Annotated in this window: 10 protein-coding genes; 5 read left to right on the top strand and 5 right to left on the bottom strand. The window is 73.1% G+C overall.

All coding sequences use genetic code 11. The annotated features are described in order from the left end of the window. Positions 1 to 135 precede the first annotated feature (135 nt). A complete protein-coding gene (locus AOM01_RS03500) occupies positions 136 to 690 on the top strand; it encodes a hypothetical protein (protein WP_062289054.1) in 555 nt (184 codons plus the stop codon). A gap of 7 nt (positions 691 to 697) precedes the next feature. On the opposite strand, the gene AOM01_RS03495 is transcribed toward AOM01_RS03500, so the two are convergent. Both AOM01_RS03495 and leuS read right to left on the bottom strand, forming a co-directional pair. Then, positions 698 to 1,549 carry a DegV family protein gene (locus tag AOM01_RS03495; protein ID WP_062289052.1) on the bottom strand — a complete coding sequence of 284 codons (852 nt, stop codon included), beginning with the start codon at positions 1,547 to 1,549 and terminating at the stop codon, positions 698 to 700. Between the two features lie 49 nt (positions 1,550 to 1,598). Further along, positions 1,599 to 4,109: a leucine--tRNA ligase gene (gene leuS, locus AOM01_RS03490; RefSeq protein WP_439645097.1), complete on the bottom strand. Its 2,511-nt coding sequence runs from the start codon at positions 4,107 to 4,109 to the stop codon at positions 1,599 to 1,601. 105 nt (positions 4,110 to 4,214) lie between these two features. On the opposite strand from leuS, the gene AOM01_RS03485 reads away from it, so the two are divergent. The 3 genes from AOM01_RS03485 to AOM01_RS03475 all read left to right on the top strand — a co-directional run bounded on the left by AOM01_RS03485 (position 4,215) and on the right by AOM01_RS03475 (position 9,504). Next, positions 4,215 to 6,668, top strand: coding sequence for a carboxypeptidase-like regulatory domain-containing protein (locus tag AOM01_RS03485; RefSeq protein ID WP_062289049.1), 2,454 nt, complete (start codon positions 4,215 to 4,217; stop codon positions 6,666 to 6,668). A gap of 172 nt (positions 6,669 to 6,840) precedes the next feature. Beyond that, positions 6,841 to 7,602 carry a CAP domain-containing protein gene (locus tag AOM01_RS03480; protein WP_062289047.1) on the top strand — a complete coding sequence of 254 codons (762 nt, stop codon included), beginning with the start codon at positions 6,841 to 6,843 and terminating at the stop codon, positions 7,600 to 7,602. Between the two features lie 147 nt (positions 7,603 to 7,749). Continuing rightward, entirely contained in the window at positions 7,750 to 9,504 is a 1,755-nt protein-coding gene (locus tag AOM01_RS03475; RefSeq protein WP_062289046.1) for a D-alanyl-D-alanine carboxypeptidase family protein, read from the top strand. A gap of 30 nt (positions 9,505 to 9,534) precedes the next feature. Here AOM01_RS03475 and AOM01_RS03470 read toward each other — a convergent pair whose 3' ends face one another. The 3 genes from AOM01_RS03470 to AOM01_RS03460 are packed head-to-tail and all read right to left on the bottom strand — an operon-like array spanning position 9,535 to position 12,874. Then, entirely contained in the window at positions 9,535 to 10,371 is an 837-nt protein-coding gene (locus AOM01_RS03470; protein ID WP_062289043.1) for a transglutaminase family protein, read from the bottom strand. Further along, positions 10,368 to 11,291, bottom strand: coding sequence for an alpha-E domain-containing protein (locus tag AOM01_RS03465; RefSeq protein WP_062289040.1), 924 nt, complete (start codon positions 11,289 to 11,291; stop codon positions 10,368 to 10,370). Before AOM01_RS03465 ends, AOM01_RS03470 begins: the two co-directional genes overlap by 4 nt. After that, positions 11,285 to 12,874 (bottom strand): circularly permuted type 2 ATP-grasp protein, encoded by a 1,590-nt coding sequence (locus AOM01_RS03460; RefSeq protein WP_082109945.1) that lies wholly within the window; start codon positions 12,872 to 12,874, stop codon positions 11,285 to 11,287. The genes AOM01_RS03465 and AOM01_RS03460 overlap by 7 nt, the downstream gene beginning before the upstream one ends. A gap of 115 nt (positions 12,875 to 12,989) precedes the next feature. Here AOM01_RS03460 and AOM01_RS03455 point away from each other — a divergent pair, with 115 nt between their 5' ends. Beyond that, complete coding sequence (locus AOM01_RS03455; RefSeq protein ID WP_062289037.1) at positions 12,990 to 13,529, top strand: PH domain-containing protein; 540 nt, start codon at positions 12,990 to 12,992, stop codon at positions 13,527 to 13,529. Positions 13,530 to 13,618: the final 89 nt, after the last annotated feature.

The raw sequence follows: 13,618 nt of genomic DNA, 5'->3' as shown, positions 1-13,618 counted from the left end.
CCGGACGTGGTCGACAGTCGTCTCCCGCGATCGGTGGATCGCACCCGCGCGCGGGAGCCCGGTGGACATCGCCGCGCGGGATGCCCCCACAAGTGGGGTCTTGGCCCGTAGCAGGGACGTCGCCATCATGGCCGTATGGCTCAGACCGTCGCGCCCCCGCACCGGCGCACCCTGGTGATCGCGTGCGCGGCGGCGCTTGTGACCCTGGCCGGCGGTGCCGCGTACGCGCTCGCTGACGGCCCGCTCGTCACCGACGGCGGCCTCGAGATGTGCTCGCCCGCACGCCCCGGAGGGGTCACGCTCTACTACGGCGTGCTGCTCCCGAACGCCGGCGCGAGCGAGATCGACGTCTGGTCCGTCGAGGCCACCGGGACCAACCTCGCCTCCGTCGAGCTTCTGATCGACCCGATGGGGCCCGACGTCGGTCAGGCGATGGGCGCGTTCGACTGGCCCGCCGACAACCCCGACGACGCTGCGCAGGACGTGATGGCCCGCGCGGTCGCCCCTGGCGACGCGACCATCGAGCCGGGCGGCATGGGTCAGCTGCTCGTCGCGCTGACGCCGCAGGACACCGAGGCGCCTGCAGTGGTGGACCGCATCGAGATCCGCTACGCGAGCGGGTGGCGCGACTACACCGAGACCATCGACGGCTACCGGCTCGAGATGACCCCGCTCGACTCCTGCGCCTGACGCCCGCCTACCGGGCGGACAGGTCGGCGACCACCGCGGCCAGCGTGCCGGGTCCCACGTGGACCGCGAGGACCGCGCTGACCTCCGCGACCGTCACCGGCGCGACCGCGGGCAGGCGGGCCTCGACCTCCGCCGCGACCGACGCGGCCTGGTCCCGCGCACCCACACCCATGACCGCCACTGCGGGCTCGGCGCACCCGGCCACCGCATCGTCCACCGCGGCGTGAAGCGCCGCACGGGCGCGCGCAAGGCCGCGAACCCGTGATGCGAGGACCACCTCGCCGTCCCGCACCTCGAGGACGGGCCGGATCCCGAGCACGCGCCCGACCGCGGCGACCGCGGGGCCCACGCGGCCCCCGCGGCGCAGGTGGTCCACCGACTCGACCGTGAAGACGCAGCGGGTGCCGGCCGCGACCGCCCGGGCCACGGACGCGACCTCCGCGGTCCCCGCCCCACCGGCCGCCGCCCGCGCCGCGGCGATCGCCGCGAACCCGGACGCCATGGCGACGGTCCTGGTATCGACGACCTCGACGGGCACGGCGGCGCGCCGGCCGGCGGCGCACGCGGCGTCGCACGTGCCGGACAGGGCTCCCGACATGGCGAGGAGGACGATGCTCGACGCACCGGCCGCGACGGCCGTCGCGATGGCCTCGTCGAAGGCGGCCGGGGTGGGCTGCGACGTCGACACGTCGACGCCGTCCCGGAGGTGGCCGACCACCTCCGCGGCACCGATCTCGACGCCCTCGGCGCGCGCGGCGCCGTCGACCACGACTTGCAGCGGCACCACCCCGATGCCCCACCGCTCCGCGACGTGCGGCGGCAGCGAGGCGGCGGAGTCGGCGATGACGGCGACGGTCATGGCGTCACCCTAGCGACGGCGTCGCCGCGGGTGCGGCGACGCCGCGCGATCACGCCGTCACGATGTTGACCAGGCGGGGCGCCTTGACGATCACGGTCCGGATCGACGCGTCCCCGATGGCACGCTTCGCGCCGTCGGCCTCGAGGGCGAGCGCACGCAGCTCGTCCTGACCGATGCCCGGGGGCACCTCGAGGCGGTCGCGCACCTTGCCCATCACCTGGACGATGCACGTGACGGTCTCCTCGACCAGCAGCGACTCGTCCACCTCCGGGTAGGTCGCGAGCGCGACGTCGGTGTGGCCGAGCATCGACCACATGTCCTCCGCCGTGTACGGCGCGAACAGGCTCAGCAGGATCGAGACCACCTCGGCGGCCTCGCGGACGGCGGGGTCCGAGGCGCCGGCACCGGAGTCGATCGCCTTGCGCGTCGCGTTGACCAGCTCCATGGTGCGCGCCACCACCACGTTGAAGCGGAAGGACTCGACCAGCTCCTGCGCCTCGTGGAGCGTGCGGTGGGTGACGGCGCGCAGCGCGGCATCGCCGTCCGCGGGAGAGACCCCGGGCTCGGACTCGACGTCGCGCGCGAGGCGCCACGCGCGGGCGAGGAACTTCTGCGAGCCGGCCGGTGACACGTCCGCCCAGTCGATGTCGTCCTCGGGCGGGCCCGCGAACGCCATGGTGAGGCGGACGGAGTCGACGCCGAACTCGTCGAGCTGCTCGGACAGGCGTACCAGGTTGCCGCGCGACTTCGACATCGCGGAGCCGTCCATCAGCACCATGCCCTGGTTGAGCAGCGCGGTGAACGGCTCGCCGAACTCGATCATGCCCATGTCGCGCAGCGCCTTGGTGAAGAACCGCGCGTACAGGAGGTGGAGGATCGCGTGGGTGACGCCGCCGACGTACTGGTCGATGGGCGCCCAGCGCTTCGCCTCCTCGACGTCGAACGGTCCATCCGTCTTGCCGGGCGACAGGTAGCGCAGGAAGTACCAGGACGAATCCACGAACGTGTCCATGGTGTCGGTGTCCCGCAGGGCAGCGCCGCCGCACGTGGGGCACGTGGTGTTGACCCAGTCGGAGGCCGCGGCGAGCGGCGACTGGCCCTTGGGCTTGAGGTCGAGCCCCTCCGCGGCGGGCAGCTGCACCGGCAGCTGGTCGTCGGGGACCGGGACCTCGCCGCACGCCTCGCAGTGAATGATCGGGATGGGCGTGCCCCAGTAGCGCTGGCGCGAGATCAGCCAGTCGCGCAGGCGGTAGTTGGTGGCCGCGTCGCCCGTGCCGGCCGCGGACAGCTCCGCGACGATCGCGTCGATGGCTGCCGCCTTCTCGAGTCCGTCGAGCGAACCCGAGTTCACCAGGACGCCGTCGCCGGTCGCCGCGATGCCGGTCTCGGCGGGGTCCCCGAAGGGCTCCCCCGCCTCGTCGCGGCAGTCGAGCACGACGCGCACCGGAAGCGACATCGCGCGGGCGAAGTCGAGGTCGCGCTGGTCGTGCGCGGGCACGGCCATGATCGCGCCGTGGCCGTAGTCCGCGAGCACGTAGTCGGAGGCCCAGATGGGCAGGCGCTCGCCGTTGACGGGGTTGACGCCGTAGCGCTGCAGGAACACGCCCGTCTTGGGGCGGTCGGTGGCGAGGCGGTCGATCTCGTTCTCGCCCTTGACCTTCTCGACGTAGGTCGCGAAGGCCTCCTGAGTCGAAGCGTCCGCGCCCTCGGCCAGCTCGGCCGCGAGGTCGGAGTCCGCCGCGACCACCATGAAGGTCGCGCCGTGCAGGGTGTCGGGGCGGGTCGTGTAGATGGTGATGGGCTGCTCGCGGCCTTCGATCTCGAACGTGACATCCGCGCCGCGCGAACGGCCGATCCAGTTGCGCTGCATCGCGATGACCTTCGACGGCCACGTGTCGCGCAGGGTCTCGAGGCCGTCGAGCAGCTCGTCGGCGTACTCGGTGACCTTGAAGTACCACTGGTTGAGCTTCTTCTTGGTGACCGGGGTGTCGCAGCGCTCGCACAGGCCGCCGACCACCTGCTCGTTGGCGAGCACGGTCTGGTCCTTGGGGCACCAGTTGACGTTGGAGTGCTTGCGGTACGCGAGGCCCCGCTCGAACATGCGGGTGAAGATCCACTGGTTCCAGTGGTAGTAGTCCGGGCGGTGCGTCATGAGCACGCGGTCCCAGTCGAACGAGCACGCGTAGCGCTTCATCGAGGTGAGCTGCTGCGCGATGTTGTCCTCGGTCCAGCCGGCCGGGTCCACGCCGCGCTTGATGGCGGCGTTCTCCGCGGGCAGGCCGAACGAGTCCCAACCGATCGGGTGGAGGACGTTGAAGCCCTTCTGCACCCAGTGACGAGAGATGACGTCGCCCAGCGCGTACGCCTCGGCGTGACCCATGTGCAGGTCGCCGGAGGGGTACGGGAACATGTCGAGCACGTACTTGGTGGGGCGTGCATCGTCCTCGCGGCCCGAGCGGAAGGGCTGTCGCTCCTCCCACACGGGAAGCCAGCGGTCCTCGATGCTGCGGAAGTTGTAGCGGTGCTCGTCGGTCTGAGGCGTCTCGGTCACCCGAGAGATTCTACCGAGGGACGATGCGGCGGCTGGCCGCGGCGACGGGGCGGCACCTGGTGGCGGGTCCGGTGGGCCGCTAGGGTGCACGGAACACCCCTACCAGGAGGAACGATGCGCCGGTCGCCCGCACCCGCGGCACGCGCCCGTTCCGTGGCCGCGGCGTGGTGCGCCGCGGCGGCCCTGGTGGCGGCGCTGCTGGCTCCCGCGGCACCCGCGGTCGCCGCGACGGGCGCCACCATCAGCGGCACCGTGCGCGCCCCCGCGGGCGCCGATCCGGGCTGGCACGAGCACGTCCGGGTGTGGGCGACGAGCAGCGTGCACGGCTCCCGGGTCGCGTTCGTGGACGCGGACGGCACCTACGCGATCGAGGACCTCGAGCCGGGCGAGTACCGCGTGCGGTTCGCGCCTCAGCCGTATGAGCACACCGTCGGCTGGCCCGCCAGCCGCACGGACCTCCTCACGGAGTTCTTCCCCGACGCACGCACCTACGACCTCGCCGCGGAGCTGACGGTCGAGGACGGCGGCGGCGTCACGGGCATCGACGCGAGACTCGAGGCGACAGGCAGCATCGCCGGCGCCGTCAGCGTCCCGGAGGGCACGTCGGAGCGCTGGCAGGAGCGGATCGAGGTCGTCGGCGACTGGGGTGGGGTACCGATCGCCACCGACGGCACGTACCTGATCCAGGGGCTCGCACCCGGCGCCTACGCGGTGGAGTTCAGCCCGTACGGCCACGCATGGTCGGATGACGCACCCTACCCCGACCTCGTGACGGAGTGGCACCCCGGCGCGTACGTGCCCGCGGACGCCGTGCCGGTGCCGGTGGGCGTGTCCGAGGCGGTGACGGGGGTCGACATCGCGCTCGACCGCACCGCGTCCGTCACGGGCACCGTGTCCGCGCCGGCGGGCGCCCCCGCGGACTGGTGGAGGAACGTCGACGTGCAGCTGATCCGGCCCGGAGGATGGGACCTGGAGCCGATCGACGCGGAGGGCCGCTACGAGTTCACCCGCCTCGCCCCCGGCGTCCACACGGTGTGCGCCCTGGTGGATGAGGACCTCGATCTGCTCGCGTCGTGCCACGGCGGCGACGTCGCGGCCGCCCTCACGCTCGCCCATGGGACCGCGCGCGGGGGCGCGGACATCACGCTGCGCGCCAGCGCCCACATCGCCGGCACCGTCTCGGCACCCGAGTACAACGACCCGTGGTGGACGCACGGCGTGACCGTCTACGCGGTCGAACCCGACACCGCGAAGCTGCGCGGCTCGAGCCCCGTCGGACCGGACGGACGCTACGACATCAGGGGCCTCACGACGGGCGAGTACGCGGTGCGGTTCGTGCCCGGCTCGTACGTCTACACCCCCACCCAGACCGTGACCGGCACCACGCTGCGCCCCGAGTACCACGCGGACGCCGCGGCCCTGGGGGACGCCACCCGCATCACCGCGGCCGAGGGGACCACCGCGGACGGCATCGACGCCGTCCTCGAGGCGCCCGCCTTCGTGCCGTTCGACACGGCCCCGGCGCCCACGCTCGGCGGTGACGCCCGCGTGGGCGCGACCGTCACCGCGGAACCGGGCACGTGGAGCCCGGCGAACCCGCGCCTGACGTTCCGGTGGCGTCGCGACGGTGTCGAGATCGCCGGCGCGACGGGTCGCTCGTACACTCCGACGGCCGCGGACGCACACGCGGCCCTCACGGTCGACGTCGCCGCCTTCGCGCCCGGGCGCATCGTCACCACACGCACCAGCGCCAAGGTGACCGTCGCGCCGGCGACCTTCACCACGGCCCCCGTGCCCACCGTCTCGGGCACGCCGATCGTCGACCGCACCCTCACCGTCGCGCCGGGCACGTGGAGCCCGGCGCCCATGCTCACCTACCAGTGGCGACGCGACGGCGCGGGCATCGCCGGCGCCACCGCGCCGTCCTACCTGCTCACCGCCGCCGACGCGGGCGCGGCCATCGACGTGACCGTCACCGCCACCCGACCCGGCTTCGCGGCTGCCACCCGGACCAGCGCATCGTCCACCGTCGTGGCCGCGACATTCGCCGCCGCCCCGGCCCCACGGATCGCCGGGACCCCGCGCGCGGGCCGCACGCTCACCGCCCGCGTCGGCACGTGGGAGCCGTCCCCCGCCCTCCGTTTCCGGTGGTACCGCGACGGCACGGCCATCCGCGGCGCGACGGACAGGACCTACGCGGTCACCACGGCGGACCGGGGCGCCACCCTCACGGTCGCGGTCACGGGCACGCGGCCCGGGTACACCACGACGACCCGGATCAGCTCGGGCATCGCCGTACCCCGGGTGTTCGCGCGCGCGCCGCGGCCGTCTCTCGCGGGCACGCCCCGAGTCGGCACGCGCCTCACCGCGCGCACCGGCACGTGGAACCCCACGCCGACCTTCACGTACCGGTGGTGGCGCGGCACCACGCCCATCAAGGGAGCCACGCGTGCCACGTATGTCCCGGTCCGCGCCGACCGCGGGCGTGCCGTCCACGTCACGGTGACGGCCTCCAAGCGCGGCTATGTCACCCGCACGCGCGCCAGCGAGAGCGTCCGCGTCCCCTGACGCCGCCCCGTCCCGGCGGAGTGCAATACCTCACATCTCACGCCTGGCGGACCCCCTGGAGCGTGTGGCATACCGCACACGGCCCTCAAATTCCCCAACTTTTCGGACAACATGCCGATATCCAACCTGGAAGCGGGCGCAATCGGTCCCGCTCACCTTCGAGGAGGCCAGCATGCGCCCGTCCGCCACCGCGGTCCCGCACACCCTGGCGCGCCGTGTCGCGCTCATCGTCGCCGCGGCGTTCGCCGCCGCATTCGTCATGAGCTCGGGCCCGGCGGACGCCGCAACCGACCCCGTCACCAAGGTGCTGCAGAGCACCAACGCGCACCGGCAGGACGAGGGCCTCAGGCCCCTCACGCTGCGTGCCGGGATCGCAGACGTGTCGCAGACCTGGAGCGGGCACATGAAGTCGACCCGCACCCTCGCGCACAACCCGAACTTCTACGCGCAGATGCCCAACGGCGCATCGAGCGCCGCGGAGAACGTCGGCTACGCATGCGGGTTCGGCGGCAAGGCGGCGAACACCTCCGAGATCATGAAGGCCTGGCTGAAGTCCTCGGGCCACGAGGCCAACATCACGGGCAACTTCACCGAGATCGGCATCGGCATCGCGTACAACTCGTCGACCGACTGCGCGTGGGCCACCCAGAACTTCGGCAAGTACCCCCTGGCGTTCTCCAAGGCGCCCAAGCCGACCATCGGCGGCACCCTGAAGGTGGGCAGCACCGTGAAGGCGTGGCACAAGACGTGGAGCCCCACGCCGTCCTTCAGCTACCGCTGGTACCGCGACGGCGATCCCATCCCGAACGCGACCCACCAGACGTACACCGTGCGCAAGTCGGACAAGGGCCACAGCATCCGGGTCAAGGTGGTCGCGAAGAAGAGCGGCTACAAGACCACCAAGCGCTGGAGCTCGGGCTACCAGATCTCCTGACCCCTCCCTCCCGTCCCCGATCCGCCCCTGGGCCGATCGTCGCCTGCCGTGGCACCATGAAGGGACGCGTGCGTCCGGACGGCCCTCGACCCGCGGTTGTCGGCCCTCCCCTCGCGGCGCGGCTCCGCAGGCGGAGGGAGGGAGCCCATGGCGGATGGCGGCGGGACCGGCTGGAGCCGGGTCCTGCGCACGGGGATCACGACGCTGACGGCGGCCACGCTCGCCTTCGTCGCCGTGCCCGCGCACGCCGCCACGGTCGATCCCTCTCCCACCGCCTCCACGGAGGCAGTGGACGATGCCGCGGTCGCCTCCGTCGACCCGTCGCCCGAGGCGTCGGTCGCCTCGCCCACGCCGGCGCCCGTACCTGAGCCGGCGCCCTCACCGACCACGGCGCCGCGACCCGAGCCGCGACCGACAGCCACCGGCGCGCCGGACCGCGATCCGCAGCCGGACGCGCGGTCCACCTCGGAACCGTCGGCTGAGCCGGCCCCCGAGATCACCGCCGCCCCCGCGCAGCCCGGCGACCCCGCCCCCCTCCCCCCGCCCGAGGCGACGCCCTACGATCCGGATGCCCCGGCATCGTCCGGCGTCTCCGCCCCCGAGCCCATCGGGAGCGTGACGTTCGACGACGTCTCCGGGGTCCTGGGCGACGTCACGTACTCGGAGTTCGCCCAGGCGATCGCGTGGATGGGGCGCGCCGGAGTGGACGGCGGCACGCTCACGGAGGCGGGGCGCGCGTTCGCCCCCGACCTGGAGGTGACGCGCGGCGAGTTCGCCGGCTTCCTCTACCGCCTCGCGGGGTCTCCCGCACGCGTGGTGCCGCGCGGGTCGCCGTTCGCCGACGCGGGGCGGCGCGACACCGCGCACGCGGCGGAGATCGCGTGGCTCGCCGCCCAGGGCGTGGCGGTGGGCGAGCGCGACGGCGTGCGCCGCCTGTTCCACCCCGACGAGCCCCTCACCCGCGGCGACATGGCGCGCATGCTCTACCGCTTCGCGGGCGCCCCCGCGGTCAAGGCCGCGGACGCGGCGCCGTACGCGGACGTCGCGGCCGGCTCGCCGCTGGACGATGCTGTCGCATGGCTGGCCGCCGAGGTCGCCGAGTTCGGGTGGAAGGGGCCCGACGGGCTCGAGTACCGTCCTGGCGCGACCCTCACGCGCGGCGCGGCGGCGGCCGTCCTGTTCCTCGCTCACCGGGCAGGCATGAGGTTCTCTCCCTGGGACGCGCCGCTGCGGCTGGTGGACCCCACGGTGGTCGCCGTGTCCGTCGACACCGCGCTCAACCTCCGCACGGGCCCCTCCCTCGACGCGGAGGTCGCCGGACAGCGCGGGGACGGCGAGACGCTCGCCACCACGGGCGCGGTGACGCGCGCCGGCTGGGTCGAGGTGCTGGTGGACGGGAGGCGCCTGTGGGTGTCGCCCGACTACCTCGAGGTCGACGCCGCGGCCACGGCGACCACGGGCGGAGCCGCGACCGGGACCACCCGCCCGGCCCTCGCATCGTCGTACGAGAACGGCCGCATCCCCGCGTCGGCGCTGTGCGGGCTCAGCTGGGACGCCGGGCTGCTGCTCGCGTGCGGCGCGGCCGCGGACCTGGAGCGGCTCGACGCGGCGTTCGAGGCGACGTTCGGCGTGCACCTGCCGGTGGGCAGCGCGTACCGCGACTACGCGGGACAGCTCGCGGCGACCGCACGGTACGGCGGGATGGCGGCGGTGCCGGGCACCTCGAACCACGGTTGGGGCGAGGCGATCGACCTGTCGGAGCCGGGCATGCCGGGCGGATGGGACGGCGACGCCTACGCATGGCTCGTCGCGACCGCGCCCGCGTTCGGGTGGACGCTGCCCGGGTGGGCGCGGCCGGACGGGTCGAAGCCCGAGCCGTGGCACCTCGAGCACGTCGGCTGACGCGCGGGGCGGCCGCCCGGCCGGGGGCGGCTACTCGGTCTGCGTGACGCGGACCTGCACCTCGAGGTCCGTGGTGCTGCCGGCGACCACGCCGGTGAGCGGCGGCACATCGGTGTACTCGCGGGCGCGCGCCACGATCACGTGGTGGTCGCCCACCTCACGGTCGTTGGTCGGGTCGAAGCCGTACCAGTCGCCGGTCCACCACTCGACCCAGGCGTGCGACTCGCCGGACACGGTCTCCCCGATCTCCGCGTCGCGCTTGGGATGCAGGTAGCCCGACACGTAGCGGGCGGGGATGCCCACGGTGCGCAGCGCGCCGATCGCGAGGTGGGCGAAGTCCTGGCACACGCCCGACCGCGCCTCCCACGCGTCGCGCGCAGGAGTGTGGACGGTGGTGGCGCCGGGGACGTACGCCATCTCGTCGTGGAGGTGGTCGCAGATCGCGCGGGCGGCGGCGTCGGGCTCGAGCCGGCCGGCCGCGTCGCGCGCGAAGGCGGCGAGCTCCTCGGTGGGCTCGGTGACGTCGCTCAGGCCCAGGTACTCGCTCAGCAGGTCCTGGAAGCGCGGGCCCGTGAGGGTCTCCCACGCGACGCGCTCCTCGCGCGCGGGCACGCTCGAGACCTCGACGAGGCTCGAACCCACCACGGTGAGGCTCTCGTGCGGCTGCAGCACCTCGAAGACCGCGACGTCCGCCTCCCAGTAGTCGCGGTACTGGGAGCGCCACGTCACGGGCGCGATGTCGACGCGCGACTCGAGGACGCGCTGACGCGGCAGCCACGCGGGGGTGAGGCGGGCCTCGTTGTACGAGGACACGATCGGGCTCGCGTAGGTGAACGAGGTCCGGTGCTCGATGCGCAGGGTGGTCATAGCGCCTCCTGGCTCCACAGCACGGTCGACGCCGGCAGGAAGTAGCGGTCACGGATGAGGTCGGATGCGACGGCGCACGCGGACTGCACCTCGCGCATCTGTCCAGGCAGGTCGTCGAGGACGTCGCGCACGTCGCGGTACTCGAGGTTGGTGCGCGCGCGGCCGAGCGCGAGCCGCGCCCTGTCCGAGAGCGCGCGCGAGTTGGAGGCGCCCTCGATGAGCCCGAGCGTGTCCTCCGCCTTCTGCAGGTTGTACGCGATCGAGCGCGGGAACATGCGATCCACCAGGAGGAACTCGGCGGCGCGCTCCTCCGTGACGAGCGCGCGGACGGTGCGGAGATACGCCTCGTGCGCGCTGCACGAGCGCAGCAGGGTGGTCCAGTTGGGCCCGGTGGTGCCCTCGAAATGCCGGGTCATGAGGAGGCGCGCGATCATGTCGGCCCGCTCGAGGGACCGGCCCAGCTCCATGAAGTGCCACGCGTCGTCGCGCGACGTGGTCGCGGAGTGCAGGCCCCACACCACGGCGGCACGCTCACGCACCCACACGAAGTACTCGTGCGGCCGTGCCGAGGCCGTCCAGCGGGGCAGCTGGTTGCGGGTGGTGTTGAGCGACTCCCACACCTCGGTCGAGATGACCTCACGGGCGCGGCGCGCGTTCTCGCGTGCGGCACCCAGGGTCCACGCGATGGACGAGGAGCGCTCCGGGTCGAACGCCAGCGTCGCCAGGACGTCGCGGCGGCTCACGGGCGCCTCGTACTCGCAGTTCATGACCGACAGCAGCGACGCGTTGGCGCTCGGCTCGTCGACCCACGGGTCCTCGAGGAGCACGTTGAGGTGGACGTCAAGCAGGCGCGCGGTGTTGTCCGCGCGCTCCACGTAGCGGCCGATCCAGAACAGGGACTCCGCGATGCGGCTCAGCATGTCGGCTCCCCCTGCTGTTGCTGCTGTTGCTGCTGCTGGCCGTGCTCGATGTCGTCGGGGTGCGCCGCCTGCGGCACGGCGCCGATCCCGCCGAGCTCGACGCGCGACTCCGGCGGCGGCGTCTTGACGCCGCGCTGGCGCTCGCCGCCCAGCACCCAGGTGTCCTTGGAGCCGCCGCCCTGCGACGAGTTGACGATCAGCTGGCCGCGCGCGAGGGCCACGCGGGTGAGGCCGCCGGGGAGGACCCAGACGTCGTCGCCGTCGTTGATCGCGAAGGGACGCAGGTCCACGTGGCGCGGCTCGAGGCCGTCGTCGGTCAGCGTCGGCACCGTGCTCAGCTGGATCACGGGCTGCGCGATCCAGCCGCGCGGGTCCTCGAGGATCTGGGCGCGCGCGGTGTCGAGCTCCTCGCGCGACGCCTTCGGGCCGATGATCACGCCCTTGCCGCCGGCACCGTCGACGGGCTTCACCACGAGCTCGTCGAGGCGGTCCATGACCTCCTCGCGGGCGTCCGGCTCCTCGAGCCGCCACGTGTCGACGTTGGGCAGGATCGGCTCCTCCCCCAGGTAGTAGCGCGTGAGCTCGGGCATGTACGTGTAGATGAGCTTGTCGTCGGCGACGCCGTTGCCCACGGCGTTCGCGATGGTCACGTTGCCCAGGCGGGCCGCGTGGACGATGCCGGGCGCGCCGAGCGCGGAGTCCGGCCGGAACGCGACCGGGTCCAGGTAGTCGTCGTCGACGCGGCGGTAGATGACGTCGACACGCCGCCGACCGGCGGTGGTGCGCATGTAGACGCGGCCGTTGTGCGTCTCCAGGTCGCGGCCCTCGACCAGCTCGACTCCCATGGTCCGGGCCAGCAGCGAGTGCTCGTAGTAGGCGCTGTTGAACACGCCCGGGGTGAGCACCACGATCGTGGGGTCGTCGATGTCGTTGGGGGCGCAGCGCGCCAGGGCGGCGCGCAGGCGCTGCGAGTACTCGAGCACCGGTCGCACGCCCATCGCGCCGAACATGTCCGGGAACATCTGCGACATGGCGCGACGGTTGGACAGCACGTAGCTCACGCCCGACGGGACGCGGACGTTGTCCTCGAGCACGCGCCAGATGCCGTGCTGGTCGCGGACCAGGTCGATGCCGGACACGTGGACGCGGACGCCGTTCGCCGGGTCGACGGCCGCGGCCTCGCGGTAGAAGTACTGCGACGTCGCGATGAGGCGTCGCGGCACCACGCCGTCGTTGACGCAGTGCTGCGAGCCGTAGACGTCCGCGAGGAACGCCTCGAGGGTACGCACGCGCTGCGCGACGCCCGGCGAGATGATCTCCCACTCATGGGCGCCCACCACGCGCGGCACGATGTCGAGCGGGAAGGGCCGCTCCTCGCCCGCGTGGTCGAACGTGACGCCCTGGGCGAGATAGGTGGACGCGAGCGCCTCGGCGCGCGAGTACAGATCCTCGCCGGACATCCGGTCGATCTCCGCGTACACCCGGCGATACGGATCCCTGACGCGGCCCTCGAGATCCACTGCCTCGTCCCAGGCCTGAACCGGCTGGTATCCGGTCCATGGCGTCTGCTGGTCGGCGGTCATGGGCCCACGATATCCAGGTCATGTTTCCGAGCGGTCACCGGCGCGTCACGGGCGCGTCGCGTCCGCGCGGCGCCACGCCCTTCCCGGCGCGGGTCCTCCCTGCTACGTTCCCCCCATGGCCTACCCGCGCAATCTGCTCGCCCCCGACGAGGACGTCGTGGTCGACGCCCACCCGCATTGGAAGGCGCTCGTGGGCCCGGTGCTCGTGTCGCTGATCGCGATCGCGCTCATCGTGCTCGCGTGGTGGTGGATGGACTCCGTGGAATGGAGCGACGGCGTCGAGACCGGCGTGGGGATCGCGGTGGGCGTGATCGTCGCGGTGCTCGTGGTGTGGCTGACGGTGTCACCGTTCATCCGCTGGTCCACCACGCACTTCGTCATCACCGATCGGCGCGTGATCTACCGGACCGGCGTGTTCACCAAGTCCGGCATCGACATCCCGCTCGCGCGCGTCAACACCGTGCAGTTCAAGCACGGCCTGGTGGACCGCATGTTCCGCACGGGCACGCTCATCATCGAGTCCGCGTCCGACGACCCGCTCGAGTTCGACGACATCCCGAACGTCGAGAAGGTGCACGCGCTGCTCTACGACGAGGTGTTCGACGCGCTCGACGGCGACGACGACACCCCGCCGCGCGGCACGCCGACGGTGTAGCGCCCGGCTCCACCCGCGCCGAGCCGGCGTCCCACGCGCGCCCGACCCGCGCATCGTCCCGCGGGCTTGTTCCGCCGCATCTGCGGCGC

It is taken from the genome of Demequina phytophila (assembly GCF_000971135.1).
Classification (GTDB): Bacteria; Actinomycetota; Actinomycetes; order Actinomycetales; family Demequinaceae; genus Demequina; species Demequina phytophila.
This window is presented reverse-complemented; position numbering and strand designations above follow the sequence as displayed.